The 15020-nt window shown below is 61.4% G+C and carries 11 protein-coding genes and 1 pseudogene; 8 read left to right on the top strand and 4 right to left on the bottom strand.

Annotation, left to right across the window (positions count from 1 at the left end; translation table 11 throughout):
• Positions 1-136 precede the first annotated feature (136 nt).
• On the top strand, positions 137-1402 hold the full coding sequence (locus tag H3T89_RS04305; RefSeq protein WP_110417747.1) for an ammonium transporter: 1266 nt from the start codon (positions 137-139) through the stop codon (positions 1400-1402).
• A 17-nt stretch (positions 1403-1419) separates the two neighbouring features.
• On the top strand, positions 1420-1758 hold the full coding sequence (locus H3T89_RS04300) for a P-II family nitrogen regulator (RefSeq protein WP_110417746.1): 339 nt from the start codon (positions 1420-1422) through the stop codon (positions 1756-1758).
• 116 nt (positions 1759-1874) lie between these two features.
• Here H3T89_RS04300 and H3T89_RS04295 read toward each other — a convergent pair whose 3' ends face one another.
• On the bottom strand, positions 1875-3266 hold the full coding sequence (locus H3T89_RS04295; protein WP_232348440.1) for an MATE family efflux transporter: 1392 nt from the start codon (positions 3264-3266) through the stop codon (positions 1875-1877).
• Positions 3267-3682: 416 nt separating this feature from the next.
• Here H3T89_RS04295 and dnaB point away from each other — a divergent pair, with 416 nt between their 5' ends.
• The 5 genes and pseudogenes from dnaB to H3T89_RS04270 all read left to right on the top strand — a co-directional run bounded on the left by dnaB (position 3683) and on the right by H3T89_RS04270 (position 9650).
• Positions 3683-5023, top strand: coding sequence for a replicative DNA helicase (dnaB, locus tag H3T89_RS04290; RefSeq protein WP_033510868.1), 1341 nt, complete (start codon positions 3683-3685; stop codon positions 5021-5023).
• Positions 5024-5025: 2 nt separating this feature from the next.
• On the top strand, positions 5026-6417 hold the full coding sequence (locus tag H3T89_RS04285; RefSeq protein WP_232347040.1) for a Mur ligase family protein: 1392 nt from the start codon (positions 5026-5028) through the stop codon (positions 6415-6417).
• A 26-nt stretch (positions 6418-6443) separates the two neighbouring features.
• On the top strand, positions 6444-7250 hold the full coding sequence (locus H3T89_RS04280) for a type 1 glutamine amidotransferase (protein WP_198216301.1): 807 nt from the start codon (positions 6444-6446) through the stop codon (positions 7248-7250).
• A gap of 217 nt (positions 7251-7467) precedes the next feature.
• Positions 7468-7728 (top strand): annotated as a pseudogene (locus H3T89_RS04275) (phasin family protein); the annotation flags it as partial.
• 212 nt (positions 7729-7940) lie between these two features.
• Entirely contained in the window at positions 7941-9650 is a 1710-nt protein-coding gene (locus H3T89_RS04270) for an ABC1 kinase family protein (RefSeq protein ID WP_198216367.1), read from the top strand.
• A gap of 55 nt (positions 9651-9705) precedes the next feature.
• Here H3T89_RS04270 and H3T89_RS04265 read toward each other — a convergent pair whose 3' ends face one another.
• Complete coding sequence (locus H3T89_RS04265) at positions 9706-10566, bottom strand: aldo/keto reductase (protein ID WP_015022564.1); 861 nt, start codon at positions 10564-10566, stop codon at positions 9706-9708.
• A gap of 181 nt (positions 10567-10747) precedes the next feature.
• Here H3T89_RS04265 and H3T89_RS04260 point away from each other — a divergent pair, with 181 nt between their 5' ends.
• The gene (locus tag H3T89_RS04260) at positions 10748-11830 is read left to right on the top strand and encodes a glycerophosphodiester phosphodiesterase family protein (protein ID WP_198216300.1); all 1083 of its coding nucleotides are present in this window, start codon (positions 10748-10750) and stop codon (positions 11828-11830) included.
• Here the strand turns inward: H3T89_RS04260 and H3T89_RS04255 are convergent.
• Together H3T89_RS04255 and upp are read right to left on the bottom strand one after the other, a co-directional pair.
• Positions 11799-13874, bottom strand: a complete 2076-nt coding sequence (locus H3T89_RS04255) for an ABC transporter permease (protein WP_015022562.1) — start codon at positions 13872-13874, stop codon at positions 11799-11801. The genes H3T89_RS04260 and H3T89_RS04255 overlap by 32 nt on opposite strands.
• A 443-nt stretch (positions 13875-14317) precedes the next feature.
• Complete coding sequence (upp, locus tag H3T89_RS04250) at positions 14318-14956, bottom strand: uracil phosphoribosyltransferase (protein WP_015022561.1); 639 nt, start codon at positions 14954-14956, stop codon at positions 14318-14320.
• Between the last annotated feature and the right edge of the window lie 64 nt (positions 14957-15020).

Genomic DNA, 15020 nt, shown 5'->3' with positions numbered 1-15020 from the left:
GCGACGGTGACCTGACCGTCATCCTCTTCCTGTTTGATGAATCGGGAAGTGGAAGAGAATCTGACGTAGGCTGTCCGGAGGGGAGCCCCCTTTATCGGGGATTGCTCGCCCGGATGGGGAAAAGAGAGGTGTAGGCATGGATTCTGGAAATGCTGCCTGGATGCTGATAGCGGCATCCTTGGTTTTCCTGATGACTCCAGCAGTGGCTTTCTTCTATGGGGGTATGGTCCGAGCCAAGGCTGTGCTCAACATGATGATGATGTCCACGCTGGCCATTGCTGTGACCGGGTTCATTTGGACCCTCTGGGGATGGTCGATTTCCTTTGCAGGCAAGGATATCGGAGGTGTCTTCGGCGACCCTATCACCGGTTTCCTGCTCAAGGATACGGTCACGGCCAAGGATGGGGTCTTCACCTCGCTTGATTCTGCAAACGCTGCCTACCCGCATACGATAGACATCGCCTTCCAGGCCGCCTTCGCCATGATCTGCGTGGCTCTGATCTCGGGAGCCCTGGCAGAGCGAGTCAAGATCAGCACCTGGATGATCTTCGTGGCCCTCTGGATCACCTTGGATTACGCGCCCATGGCCCACATGGTCTGGAATCACGGGCTTTTGGCTGCCGATGGACCCATCTCCAACGCCATCGGAGCTCAGGCGCACGACTTCGCAGGCGGTACGGTCATTCACATCAACGCTGCAGTGGCAGCCCTGGTCATTGTGCTCATCATCGGCAGGCGAATCGGCTTCCCCAAGGAGTCAATACGCCCCCACAATGTGCCCATGGTCATGCTGGGTGCCTTCCTGCTCTGGTTCGGCTGGTTCGGCTTCAATGCCGGGTCTGCCTTCGCCGCCAACGGCACGGCTGGATATGCCTGGGTTTCCACGACCATAGCTGCCAGCGGCGCCACCTTGGGCTGGCTCTTTACTGAACGGATTCGCAGCGGGCACTACACCGCCATGGGTGCCGCATCCGGCATGGTCGCCGGTCTGGTGGCCATCACTCCGGCAGCTGACGTGGTTTCCCCGCTCTGGGCCATGGTCATCGGCCTCTTGGCTGGTTTCGTCTGCTGCCTGGCCTGCGGGCTCAAGTTCCGTTTCGCCTATGACGACTCCTTGGATGTGGTAGGCATCCACGGTGTGGGTGGTTTCTTGGGCACTGTGCTGATAGGCTTCTTTGGTACCGGCACGGGCTTCCTGGCCGGCGGCAATTTCCGGCAGCTGCTGGTTCAGTTCCTGGTCGCGGTGATTGCGATCATCTACGCAGCGGTAGTCACTGGTGTAATCGCCTTTGCACTGGAGAAGACCATTGGTTGGCGGGTCAGCAAGGATCAGGAGGTCATCGGCGTCGATCAGAGCGATCAGGGTGAGAGCGCCTACGACTTCGGGTCCATTCTGAACTGATCAGAAAGGAAGGCAGCATGAAACTCATTACCGCCATCATTCAGCCTGGGCGGCTGGATCAGATTAAACAGGCCCTGAGTGAGGTCGGCGTGCACGGCATGACCGTCTCGTCAGCCCAGGGCTATGGTCGGCAAGGCGGCCATAAGGAGGTCTACCGGGGCAGCACTGTCAAGGTGGATCTGGTTCCCAAGGTGCGCCTGGAGGTGCTGACCGAGGATCAACGGGTCGACGAGTTGGTCGACACCATCGTCCAGGCCGCTGCCACCAACACCGTGGGTGACGGCAAGGTCTGGGTGCAGACCCTGGACTCGGTTATCAGGGTTCGTACTGGGGAGACAGGCGTAGACGCCATCTGAGGCAGCCGCATGTTGCCGTCCCTATGGTCGTCTTCCTACTGACCAGTTTCGCAGGATCCCGCCGCTGTGGCTTATTTCATGGTCCGGCGGTGGGGTTCTGCTTTTTCTATGGCTCTTCAGGCTTGGCTGGTCTGGTCGATTGTCCCCATCCAGACATCGGTGCGTGTTCTCAAGCCATTGCAGATGGCTCTGACGCCGATGAAGAGGACATTGAGGACGGCCCAGAGCATGGCTATCCGCCAGGTGGGTGTCCAGTTCATGGCCAGAGTCGTCATGCCCAGCAGTCCGATCACATAGATCACAGCCGTCAGGGAGCAGGTGGCTGCCAGGTAGCGATAGTCCCCGGCCCCGATCAGAATCCCGTCCAGTGCCCACATCCATCCGGCGACGGGCATGAAGACCCCTTGGACGATCATCCCTACGGTGATCAGCGACCTGATGGCTGGCGTTGGACTAAACAGTGGAGCGGCGAAGAGGCCCAGAGCGATCATGACCAGTCCGACCAGCACTCCCATGGCCATGCCGGCCTTGGCTGACAGATCGGTCATGACCCGTGCCCGTGACCGCTGTCCGGCACCTAGCTCGGTGGCTACCAGTGACTGACCGGCGATGCCCACGGCATCCAACATGTTCAGTCCGAAGTTCCAGGCCGAGTTGACCCCCTGGTAGGCAGCCAATACCTGCTCGCCCAGGTGGGCTGCAGCCACCACGGTCATGAAGAGGCAGACCCGCAGGGCCAGGGTCCGCAGGAAGAGCGGGAAACCGTCGCCCATGCTGGCCGCCATGCCTGAGAGCCGAGGCCGCAGTTGGGCGCCTTCCCGACGGGCCCAGACCAGGGCGGGGATGGTCAGGAAGAGCCCCATGGCCCACTCGGCGATCAGGGTGGCCAGGCCGGAGCCCAGAATGTCCATGTGCAGGCCGAAGACCAGAAGGACCTCCAAGGCGGTGTTGAGGATGGCGCCTGATACAGCGGCCACCAGGGTGATCTTTACCTTTTGCAGTCCCCGGAAGATGCCGTTGGCCGCATAGACCATAAGCATGGCCGGAAGACCGAAGACCAGGGCATTCAGGTAGGTCTGCGCTGCCTGCAGGACCGGCCCGCGGGCTCCCATCAGGCTGCAGATGGGCCGGCTCAGAGCCAGGAGCAGGGCGCAGACGACCAGGCCGATGACGAAGGCCAGCCACATGCCGTCCACGCCGGCCTGCATGCCCTCCCTACGGCGGCCTGCACCCATGAGTCGGGCCACCTGGGAGGTGGTCCCGTAGGCCAGGAAGATGCAGAGCCCCACGGTGGTCAGCACCACAGTGGATCCGATGGAGAGCCCGGCCAGGGCCGAGTCGCTGATGTGGCCCACGATGGCGGTGTCGATCATGACGAAGAGCGGGGAGGCGATCAGCTGGCCGAAGGTGGGTATGGCCAGTCCAGCGATGGTCCGGTAGGTCGCCCGCCGTTCTTCCGGCGTGATTGATCCGGTCTTGGTTTCGGGGATGTTCCTGTGGCTGCGCATGGACGCCATGCTAATGCTCTGGACTGAAGACACAATCCAGGAAAGCCAGTCCGTGGACGCCCTGTCGTGGATGCCGTATCACCAAACAGCCTTGAGTGCAAGCCGGATTGATGATGTGGCAGGCTGTCCCCAAGTTTTGCACAGAGTTATACCCATGAGGTGGATAAGTTGCACACATGTCCTCTAGGACACGCCTTGAATGTGGATAACTTATTTTTCTGTACACATGCATGAGCAGCCTTGTACCCCGTCCAGTACGGTCGGCGCGTCCTAGTGAATGCCTTGGGTGAAATCCGTTTCTCAGGGCTTTCAAGGATGGTCCTCTTCGTAGAATCGTGGCTATGGCTTCCGACGACTATACCGACTACACCCATCCCGAACAGCGTCCCACCGATCATGTCCAGACCGGCCGCGACATGCTTTTCGACCGGGTGCCCCCGCATGACGACGATGCGGAGATGGCCGTGCTGGGCGGCATGCTCATGAGCAAGGATGCCATCGGCGAGGTCAGCCAGATGATCGAGATATCCGACTTCTACCAGCCCAAGCACCAGACCATCTACGAGGCCATCGTCACCCTCTTTTCGGCCTCCCAGCCGGTGGACGCGGTCCTGGTGGCCAACGAGCTGCTCAAGTCCGGCGACCTGGAGAAGGTGGGGGGCACCGACTATCTGCACTCCCTGGTGGCCTCGGTTCCGACTGCCGCCAACGCCACCTACTATGCCGAAATCGTCCACCAGCGGGCCATCCTGCGCAATGTGATTGCGGCCGGCACCAAGATCGCCCAGCTGGGCTATTCGGCCGAGGGCTCCCAGGCCGAGGACATCGTCAACCTGGCCCAGGCCGAGGTCTACGAGATGAGCGTGGGCAGGGTCCGCCAGGATTACGAGGCCATCGGTCCAGTCGTCCATGACACCCTGGATCAGCTGGACAAGCTGCAGAACGGCGACATGGAGCGGGGCGTGCCCACCGGCTTCAAGAGCATCGACGACGTGACTCAGGGCCTGCAGCCCGGGCAGATGATTGTGGTGGCAGGCCGCCCGGCCATGGGCAAGTCCACCCTGGGCATCGACTTCGCCCGCGCCGCAGCCCTCCACAACAACATGACCACAGTGGTCTTCTCCCTGGAGATGAGCAAGACCGAGCTGGCCCAGCGCATCATCTCGGCCGAGACCGACATTCCTCTGGTGGCCCTGCGCCGGGCGGACGACATCACCCCTGAGCGCTGGAACACCCTGAACACCTTCTGGAGCAGACTCCAGGACGCCCCGCTCTTCCTGGACGATTCGCCCAACATGAGCCTGATGGAGATCCGCGCCAAGTGCCGCCGGCTCAAGCAGACCAACGATCTGAAGCTGGTGGTCATCGACTACCTGCAGCTGATGACCTCGGGCAAGCGGGTCGAATCCCGCCAGCAGGAGGTCTCCGACTTCTCGCGCGCACTGAAGCTGTTGGCCAAGGAGCTGGAGGTTCCGGTGGTGGCGCTGAGCCAGCTCAACCGTGGTCCTGAGATGCGCAACGACAAGAAGCCCATGCTCTCCGACCTGCGCGAGTCCGGTTCCATCGAGCAGGATGCCGACGTGGTCTTCCTGGTCCACCGACCGGACTTCTACGACAAGGAGGACCGTCCGGGCGAGGCCGACATCATCCTGGCCAAGCACCGCAACGGCCCCACCGACACCTTTAAGCTGGCCTTCCTGGGCGAGAAGTCCAAGTTCAAGGACATGCCCCAGGACTACCAGCAGGGAGGGGTCTGATCATGCGGTCCACGACTTCCAAGGCGCAGCCTGCCGATCAGCCTGATCGTCCCCGTCGGCCTTGGCGTTCGCTCCTGGCCCTTCTGGTCGGTAAGGCGGTGCGCTTCGTTTCGCGGCTATCCCATCATGGCGGTTCGGCCCTGCCTGGCAAGGTGGTGGAGCGGATCGACCCGGGCTTCCTGGCCAGGACCCTGTCGGGGCTGCCCCGTGGTGTGGTTCTGGTCTCGGGGACCAATGGCAAGACCACCACCACCAGGATGGTGGCCTCCATGTTGGAGTCCCTGGGCCTCAAGGTCTTCACCAATCCGACCGGATCCAACTTCACCCGGGGCGTGGTCTCGGCCTTGGTCTCTACACTGGGGCTCTCCGGGCGTCTGCATGCCGACATTGCCGTGCTGGAGCTGGACGAGGCCTATGCGGTCCACTTTGTGCGACAGGTCAAGCCCCGCTATGCCCTCCTGCTCAATGTCATGCGTGACCAGCTGGACCGGTTTGGGGAAATCGACACTACAGCCCGGCTGCTGGGTCAGGTGGCCCAGGCCACCACGGGCACGGTGGTCCTCAACCGGGAGGATCCGCGCGTCGCAAGCCTGGCCGCCCAGACGCCGGCCCAGACCGGTGTGGCCTACTTCGGTCTGTCGGACGATCTGCTGAGGTATTTCCCCACCGATGACGATATGCATGCCTCGGATCGGGATGCTGATGGAGCCCGTGCGGACAGCGCTCCCCGTCCGGTCCGCCATGGTCACCGGCTGCCAGCCGAGGTGACCCTGGAACGGGTCATGGATCATAGGGCTGCCTTTCGCCTGGACGGTCGGATCCTGGAGACCGACCTGCGTCTTGAAGGTGTCTATAACCTCTACAATGCGGCTGCTGCTTTGGCGCTGGTGAGAGTCGTTCTGGAGGACAGGGAACCTGATAATGCAGCGCTCATGGATGCCCTGTCCAAGGTGACGCCCGCCTTCGGCCGCGGGGAGGTCATCACTTATCAGGGCGCGCCGGTTGAGCTGGTCCTTGTCAAGAACCCCATGGGCTTCCGACTGGCACTGTCCTCCTTCGACCCTGCCGGCCAGGACACCATGATCGCCATCCGGGACGAGTATGCGGACGGGCGTGACATGAGCTGGCTCTGGGATGTGGACTTCACCTCGCTCAGGGATACCGGCGTGGCCATGGTTTCCGGCACCCGGGCCTATGACATGGCCCTGCGTCTGGCCTATGACCAGGTGCCCACGGATGCGATCGAGAGCGACCTGGATCGGGCGCTGACGGCCTTCCTTGAGGTGCACCCAGGGCGGCCCAAGCGAATCTACTGCACTTACACCTCCATGCTCCGGCTTCGGTCAGCCCTCGGCAGGATCACTAGCGTTGACGATGCCGGGGTGGGCGCATGAGCGAGCGAACCGGAAGGAGCGCAGGAATGCCGCAGACTCAGGATAGGGCCAAGGTCGAGGCCCTGGGAGACCATCCGCCGCTGCAAATCCTCTCCCTCTACCATCGTGACATGAACATCTATGGGGATTCGGGCAACATTCTCAGCGTGACCCGCAGGGCTGAGCTGTATGGGTTCCGCCCCATGGTCCGCTATTACGATCCCGGCGATGCCTGGCCGGAGCGGATCGATATGATTTTGGGCGGCGGCGGTCAGGACCATGGCCAGGAACGAATCATCGACGACCTGCGTGGGCGGGGCGGGCTTCTGCGCGATCTGGCCGACCAGGATGTGCCGATGCTGATGATCTGCGGACTCTATCAGCTTTTCGGCCATTATTTTGAGACCTCAGACCATGAGCGCCTGGAGGGGGTCGGCATCCTTGACGTGCATACCATTGCCAAGTCCGAGCGGATGATTGGCAACCTGGTGGAGCAGGCAGAGGACTTCGGCAGGGTGGTCGGGTATGAGAACCACTCTGGTCTGACCTACCTGGGGGAGGGGGCCCATCCACTGGGCATGGTGACCGAGGAAGGCCGCGGCAACAACGGCAGGGACCACACCGAGGGTGCCCGATGGAAGAAGGTCATCGGCACCTACATGCATGGGTCGCTGCTGCCGAAGAACCCGGCCATTACGGATTTCCTCATCGAGGGTGCAGCCGACAGACGGTACGGCCAGGGCACCTTCGCCCAGATGAAGACTGCCATGGACGAGAAGAGCCGGAGCGAACTGGAGCGTCTGGATTCCCTGGCTGATCAGGCCAGCAGTATCGCTGCCTCCAGGCCCAGATGAAGAGGAACCTGCGGTTCCGTCTGCGGGTCCTGCACAGATTTTGATGAGCGCTCGTAGGGTAATGCCAGGGGAAAGGCGTTGCGGTTCCTCTTGCCACGGTGTCGAATCGGATTGGTCAATGATAACCAGCTAGACTGTAAAGAGAGACGGCCGCTCGTCTCTTGGCGGTCTAAAGGGCCCGGTACTTCAAGGGCGTATGAATGCTGGGAGGCATATCATGTCGGATTTGCATATCGGTGATGGATTGCACAAGGTACTTCTGGCTGGCATCGGAGCGCTGGCCACAGGCGTGGAGAAGGGCCAGGAGGTCATTGACAACCTGGTCAAGAAGGGCGAGCTGACGGTCGAGCAGGGGAAGATTCTCAATACTGAGCTCAAGCGCAACAAGCAAAACCGTCCCGCTCCAGCACCTGCACCTGCTCCTGCTGACAGTACACCTGCTGCTCCGGCCCCAGCTGCCGGAGCGCCCAGGCCTGCGACTCATGTTGCTCCTGCTCCCCGCCGTCCCGACCATGAGCCCCTGGCGCCAATGCCGAATCGTCGGTCCGGGTCCATCCCCATCACTTCCAATGATCCCATCGCAGGTCAGCAGGGCTGAAAGCAGTCGATTACTGTCAGCGTCGGTCGTCTGCGTCGGAATGTCTGCCGCTGGTCGGTCATGCGGATAAAGGACGCAGGTGAGTGGTGAGTATGGATGCCATGAACGGACATGATGCCCCGGTACAGACCATTGGCCTCTTCGGGGTCGGCACGGGAGAGCAGCAGGGGGCAGCGGGAAGGATTCGTCACAGGCGTGGCAGGGCTCGCCGACTGGCCGAGATGATCCGCATCGCCAACCGGTTCGACATCATCCACGGCCTGACCCCGGTCACCATGCGCCGCATGTTCGAGGCGCTCGGGCCCACTTTCGTCAAGGTGGGCCAGATTCTCTCCATGCGTTCGGAAATCCTGCCGGAGGCCTTCTGCCGTGAGCTCTCCAAGCTGCGCGCCGACGCGGATCCCATCCCTTATTCGGTGGTGACCGGAACCCTGGCCGCCGAGTATGGCCGTCCACTCGACCAGATCTTCTCCTCCATAGACCCTGTTCCGCTGGGGTCGGCTTCCCTGGCACAGGTACACCGGGCCCGCCTGGTCAGCGGTGAGGACGTGGCCGTCAAGGTTCAGCGTCCAGGGATTCAAGAGACCATGGCCCAGGACATTGACATTATGCGCAGCATTGTCAAGTGGGCATCCCGGTTCATCCGCAGCACCCAGGTGATTGACATTCGCGGGGTGGTCGAGGAGCTCTGGGAGACCTTCCAATCCGAAGTCGATTTCCAGCAGGAGGCTGAGAATCTGGCGGAGTTCAAGGATTTCTGTGCCTCATACGCCTACATCGACTGCCCGAAGCCCTATCCCGAACTGTGCACCAGGCATGTGGTGGTGATGGAGTACATCGACGGGATATCCCTCTCACGGCCTGCCCAGCTGGTGGCCCAGGGCTATGACCTGAAGGAGATCGGCACCAAGCTGGTCGACAACTATGCCACCCAGATCATGGATCGGGGCTTCTTTCACGCCGATCCTCACCCCGGCAACATCATCATCCGCGATGGCTGCATAGTCCTGATCGACCTGGGGATGGTCGGTCGCCTGGACAAGGTGACCAAATCTGCCCTTAAGGACATGATTTTTGCAGTAGGCCGTGAGGATTCACCAGCCCTGGCCCAGGGGCTGCTCCGCTTCGCCGGCACGGGAGAGGCCCGGGCCGAGGATTACCCCTATCTCCTGGCCGACCTGGATGCAGTCGTCCAGCGGTTCGGCAAGCTGGACCTGGCCGATCTGGACATCGCCGAATACGTCAATGCCGTGATGAAGCTGGCCGCCCGGCATGGCATCAAGGTGCCGGGGTCGGTGACCATGGTGGCGCGGTGCCTGGTCACCCTTGAAGGACTCTTGGATGAGTTCCTGCCCGAGGCAAATATCGTGCAGATCATCACCGATCATGTCGTCTATAGCATGGGCACGGGATCCATCCTCAAGGAGGAGGCCCGGAAGCTTGGCATCCAGAGTGACCTGGCCCTGCATGGCCTTTTGGGCGCCCTGGCTGAGTCCCAGACCGCAACCAAGATGCTGACACGGGGGCAGCTTCGGGCCAATGTACAGCTGGTAGGCTCCGAGGAGCCCTTGCAGCAGCTGTCCGACATGGTCAACAGGCTGACCATGGCCCTGATCGTCGTCGGCCTCTATGTGGGCTCTTCAATCGTCTACTTCGCCCGCATCAAGCCGGTGGTCTTCGGTATCCCGGTGGTCAGCATGCTGGGCTATGTGGTGGCTTTCATTCTTTCGGTCTGGATAGTCCTGGACATCCTGATCAAGCACCGGGCCCTCAAGCGTCGGCGACGCAACGGCGAAGCCTAGACTGAGAGCCCGTCCATCCTGCACAGATATGGATATAGAACTGTCTGATGCTGAATCAGCCGGCGAAGTCCTCCACGGTTTCAGGTGATTCGTGGTTCATGAAGGCGGATTTGCCGGTGTCCATGGCCCGCAGCCGGTCCATCTCCTGGTCGCTGAGCTGGAAGTCCCAGATATCGAGGTTCTCGCGCATGCGCTCTCGGTGGGTGGTCTTGGGGATGACGATGACCCCGTCCTGAACCAGGAAGCGCAGGGCCACCTGGGCTGCGGTCCGGCCGTGCGCCTGCCCGATCTCGGTCAGGGTCGGGTTGGTGAACATCCCCTGGCGGCCTTCGGCGAAGGGTCCCCAGGATTCGATCCGGGTGCCGTACTTATCCATGTAGGCGCGCTCCCGGGGACGCTGGTGGAAGACGTGGGTCTCCAGCTGGTTGACAGCCGGGACGATTCTATTGAACTTGACCAGGTCCACATAGCGGTCGGCATAGAAGTTCGAGACGCCGATGGCCCGCAGGACCCCCTGGTCATAGAGGTCTTCAAGGGCGTGCCAGGCTGCGTAGTAGTCGTTGAAGGGCTGGTGGAGGAGGACCAGGTCCAGGTGGTCAGTGCCCAGCTTCTTCAAGGACTCCTCGACCGAGGCCTTGGTCTTGTCGTACCCGTAGTTCGTGATCCAGACCTTGGTGGTCAGGAAGACCTGGTTGCGGTCGAGGCCGCTCTGGGCCAGGGCATCTCCGACGGCCTGCTCGTTTCCATAGGCCTGGGCCGTATCGATGGCCCGGTACCCGGTCTCCAGGGCATCCAGGACTGAGCGGCGGCATTCGTCCAGGTCGGCGATTTGGTAGACGCCGAAGCCCTCCATGGGCATGAGGACGCCGTTGTTGAGTTTGACGGATGGGACCGACGTGGATGAATCATTCTGCATGGTGTTTGCTTCTTTCTTGGCAGATGGCTTGACGGAGCTGGCTGAAAGGCAGGGCGTGCCTCTATGATCTGCTTGTTCAAGGATAAGGCCTTGAAGCAGCTTGAAGTCAAGCCGGCAAAGCGCGTCCAGCCTCCTGCGATGCTAGCGTGGATAGTGAAGTAGCTGATGGCTGGAGGCGATGATGGGGTCCAAAGCACGATTGGCCGGCAAGGTCGCACTGGGTCTGGGATTCGGTGTTTTGGGAGGCTGGTGCTGGGCCCTGGCCCCTGGTCTTTCAGTGGTTGCGGGCCGGAGAAAGCCCGTCGGTCTGTCCTTGCATCCCTACGCCCATAGGGGCCTGCACGACGCTGGCTCGGGGATGGAGACGACCAATCCCAACCCTGGACAGACCGCCTACCTGCATCGTATCCATGACTGCCTGAAGGTTGAATCCGATCGTCCCTCAGGCAGGCACGCCTCGGCCCAAGCCAAGTCCCCTCGGGTAGTGGCGCCTGAAAATTCTCTGGCTGCCTTCGAAGCGGCCTGCAGGGCCGGCTACGGGATCGAGTTGGACGTCCATCTCAGCCGGGACGGCCAGGTGGTGGTCATCCACGATGGAGACCTGCGGCGGGTGGCTGGCGTCAACCGGGCAGTGGCGGACCTGACCTATGAGCAGCTGCAGAGGATTCCCCTGTGCCCAAGCCCTGCCCAGGCTCTTGAGTCCGGGGAAGGAATTCCTGGCTCTGCCGACCACGATGGCGGTCCCGAAACGGAGGGCGGGGACGGGGGCCTCAACGATCCCGAGGTGCAGCATGTGCCTCTTCTGTCCGAGGTGCTCGCTCTGGTGGATGGCCGGGTGCCCTTGGTCGTCGAGATCAAGATGGACAGGGGCTTGGATCGGGAGCTCATGCGTCGGACCGATGCCCTCCTGTCCAGGTACCAGGGCCCCTATGTAATTGAGTCCTTCAACGTCCTGGCCCTTGCCTGGTATCGGGTTCACCACCCAGGCGTCACCAGGGGGCAACTGGTCGCCCCCTACCATGGCCGGGTAGATTCGCGCTCGTCAGCCCTGCGCTGGATGGCCGGGTCCCTCCTCTTCAACTGGCTGGGGCGGCCGGACTTCGTGGCCTGCGAGTGGCAAAGCGGGCACTCACTGCCCATGCGTCTCTATCGGTTCCTAGGTGGAACGCCCATCGCCTGGACCGTCCGCTCCGAGCATGCGCAGGAGGAGGCCAGTCCGGACTTTGATGGGATTATCTTCGAGTCGTATCTGCCCGAGAGCTGAACCAGCTATACAGGCCTGAGGCCGCAACGGCCAGGCCTATGGCCCAGAGGGCCATGATCAGGAAGTAGCCGTAGGGGAGAGGCACGACGCTCATGTCTATCTGGCCGGACAACTGATGGAAGATGACGGCCAGCACCCCCGCCATGGCCAGGGCTGAAAGCAGGGTGGCCGAAAGAGCATCGATTACTGACTCCCAAATCGAGGAGCAGACCAATGTTCCACGTGAAACACCGGCAGCCTGCATCCTTCGGTTCTCCTGGCGGCGCTCATTGACTGCGATGGCGCATGCTTGAATCAGGAAGATGGCCGTCAGGACGATGGCCCCGTTGACCATCTGGGGCATGGCCCGCTGCACCTCCTGGGACCTTTGGATTTCGGAACGAATGTACTCCTTCTTGGTGCAGGCCTTGATGCCTTTCCTGTCCCATGAAGCATTGAGCTTATTGATCAGATCGTCTGTGCGAATTTCAGGGGCGGTCCTGGCCAGGGTGGTCGATCCGCTGTTGTCTGGCGCCAGCTGCAACAGGTCTGCATCCGTCATCAGGTATTGGCCCATCTGCCCTGTCGGGGTCATATCGACTACGGCGGTGATGGTCAGCGTATGGCCTTTGTCGTACCTGTCGATCAGAGTCAGCTTGCGTCCGATGGGGTTTTTCTCCTGAGCGCGGCCACTGGCAATAACGGCGATCTTGCCCGGCCCCAGATCCGCAGCGGAGCCCTCGATGAAGATTGGGCTAATGGTATTGACGCTCTTGCCTGCTTTGTTGACATGCATAGCCATGACGGAGGGTTCGCCATTGCCGCCGGTATCTTCCTTGTCTGCAGTTTTCCAGGATCCCTCGCTATAGGTGACGGCGGATTCGACGTCTGCAGTGGACCGAAGCTGGCGATCCAGGTCTCTTGGATCATTGCTCTCTGCAGTGATCATGGTTTCGGCAGCGACCGGCTTATACCGGCTTATGGCTTCTTGCGCCCAGCTGGACCGTACTAGGGCTATTATTCCGGTCACGATGACCAGCATCAGTATGATCGGCACTGCGACGGCGGTAGAGCTCCGGTTTTCCTTCCGCGCCCTTTGCCGTGCCAGAAGACCGGCACCTCGGAAGGCCAGTTGGAAGGGGATGCCGATCAGGTTGGCGCAGGCCGGAACCAGGACAGGAGCCAGGGCGCCGATGATGACGAGCAGGCAGCCGGTCGAGGCCAGGATCTGGATTTCAATGTCCATGCCCTTGAAGCGGTGATAGACCATGGCCAGTCCTCCAGCCAGGCCGGCCAGGGCGATTATCAGGCGAAGAGGGCCGATTGACTTGGTCCCTGATCTGTTCTCGGAGTCCTGCAGGGCCTCGATGGGAGAGATGGCGGTAATCCTCCTGGCGGCGAACCAGGTTCCGAAGAGGCCTGCCAGGAGTATCCCCGCGAAAGCGAAGATAATTCCCATGGGGTGGGGATGCGCGGTCATTTCCAGTGCTTCAAGACCTGAGTTGATCAGGGACTTGGCGAATGCGGGCACCAGCAGGCATCCCGCCGAACTGCCCAGGAGGGCGGCCAAACCTACCGGAATCATGAATTCCAGCAGAGAGATGAATCTCACGGTCCTGGGAGAGGCGCCGGAAAGCCGCATCATGGCATACTCGCGACGACGGCGCTCGATTAGGAACCCCACGGAGGTGATGACCAGGAAGATGGAGACGAACCCGCATATGCAGGCGTACGTTATGGATATCAGTGCAGCGCCGTCTTGTAAGGACAGGGTCATAGCGCGGTCGTAGGAATTCATTGCGCGTGTATCTGGCATCCCGTCGCCCTTCCGAGCGGCAATGGCTACCTGGGCCCAGGCGCTGGTAAGGACTGAAGCGGCCATGACTGCCAGAACCATGACCGTGTAGGAGGACCGATGCTCATGCAGAAAGGACTGCACCAGGGAGCCCAGGCCAGGAGTGCGTGCCTTGGTTCGACCTGCGGTTTGCGAGCCGCCCCCGCCCATCGGTCCTGAGGCTCCGGTTCCTGTGATTGATCCACCTAGGGAAAGGGACTTGCCCTCCATGGTGTGCTCCTTTCTCGCCCTTGAATGCCGCTGTTCTTATTGCAACACCAGGCAAGGCCCACTCAGGGTGTTTTCAGGGTCAGACCAGGGGAAGAACCAGGGTGGCGATCAGCGATTAGGCACTCTCGTGCGAGAGGTGGGCAAGAGGACAGAGGGCGAGAGGGTGGAAGTCGAGGGATAGACGGTTGGGAGAATAGAGGTCGGGAGGATTACAGACATGATGACTGGTTCGCTAAGCTCCATGGCATTGCAGAGCCGGCAGTTTCTATAGCGACGACTTCATAGCGAACCTATCCTCACTGACGGGGTAGGGGAGGGAAGCCTAGTCCATTTTGCACAGCATCCGCCGGGACGGCCATCGAACACCGTTGAAAAAAGGACCCGAATCGTGCAGATTCGGGTCCTTGTCAGGTATGGGGTTCGTGCCCCGTCAGTTCGTTGGATCAGTCGATGACGCCGTAAAGGCGGTCGCCGGCATCGCCCAGGCCAGGCACGATGTAGGCGTGCTCGTTCAGCTTCTGATCGACTGCGCAGACCACCACCTTGAGGTTGATGGAGGGGTCCATCTCCTCCTTGAGGCGGTTCAGGCCCTCGGGAGCGGCCAGAATGTTGATGGAGGTCACGTCCTTGGCGCCGCGCTCGGCAAGGTATTTGGTGGCGGCGATCAGGGTGCCGCCGGTGGCCAGCATGGGATCCAGCAGGAAACACTGACGCCCGGAGAGGTCCTCCGGCAGGCGGTTGGCGTAGGTGATGATGTCCAGAGTGTTCTCGTCGCGCTTGAGACCAAGGAATCCGACCTCGGCGGTTGGCAGCAGCCGGGTCATGCCATCAAGCATGCCCAGTCCGGCGCGCAGAATGGGGACCACCATGGGGCGTGGGGAGCAGAGCTTCTTGCCCACCATGGGAGCGACAGGGGTCTCGATGGGGTGGTCTTCGATGTCCAGATTGCGGGTGGCCTCGTAGGCCTCAAGCATGACCAGTTCGCTGATCAGCTCGCGGAAGGTGTTGGAAGGGGTGTTTTTGTCCCGCAGTACGGTCAGCTTGTGCTCAATCAGCGGGTGTTCCAGTACGTGAAGTTCCATACCTCTCAGCGTAGCTCAGCGGGTCGGCTTCTGGTAGCGACCGGCAAGCCATGCTGCCTTTGAT

Origin of the sequence: Bifidobacterium sp. W8114, from assembly GCF_016101165.1 — a bacterium.
Taxonomy (GTDB): domain Bacteria; phylum Actinomycetota; class Actinomycetes; order Actinomycetales; family Bifidobacteriaceae; genus Bombiscardovia; species Bombiscardovia asteroides.
This window is presented reverse-complemented; position numbering and strand designations above follow the sequence as displayed.

Excerpts from the sequence above, each read along its gene's own strand:
- H3T89_RS04305 (WP_110417747.1), top strand. The coding sequence starts at position 137 with ATGGATTCTGGAAATGCTGCCTGGATGCTGATAGCGGCATCCTTGGTT.
- H3T89_RS04300 (WP_110417746.1), top strand. The coding sequence starts at position 1,420 with ATGAAACTCATTACCGCCATCATTCAGCCTGGGCGGCTGGATCAGATT.
- H3T89_RS04295 (WP_232348440.1), bottom strand. The coding sequence starts at position 3,266 with ATGCGCAGCCACAGGAACATCCCCGAAACCAAGACCGGATCAATCACG.
- dnaB (WP_033510868.1), top strand. The coding sequence starts at position 3,683 with ATGCTTTTCGACCGGGTGCCCCCGCATGACGACGATGCGGAGATGGCC.
- H3T89_RS04285 (WP_232347040.1), top strand. The coding sequence starts at position 5,026 with ATGCGGTCCACGACTTCCAAGGCGCAGCCTGCCGATCAGCCTGATCGT.
- H3T89_RS04280 (WP_198216301.1), top strand. The coding sequence starts at position 6,444 with ATGCCGCAGACTCAGGATAGGGCCAAGGTCGAGGCCCTGGGAGACCAT.
- H3T89_RS04270 (WP_198216367.1), top strand. The coding sequence starts at position 7,941 with ATGGATGCCATGAACGGACATGATGCCCCGGTACAGACCATTGGCCTC.
- H3T89_RS04265 (WP_015022564.1), bottom strand. The coding sequence starts at position 10,566 with ATGCAGAATGATTCATCCACGTCGGTCCCATCCGTCAAACTCAACAAC.
- H3T89_RS04260 (WP_198216300.1), top strand. The coding sequence starts at position 10,748 with ATGGGGTCCAAAGCACGATTGGCCGGCAAGGTCGCACTGGGTCTGGGA.
- H3T89_RS04255 (WP_015022562.1), bottom strand. The coding sequence starts at position 13,874 with ATGGAGGGCAAGTCCCTTTCCCTAGGTGGATCAATCACAGGAACCGGA.
- upp (WP_015022561.1), bottom strand. The coding sequence starts at position 14,956 with ATGGAACTTCACGTACTGGAACACCCGCTGATTGAGCACAAGCTGACC.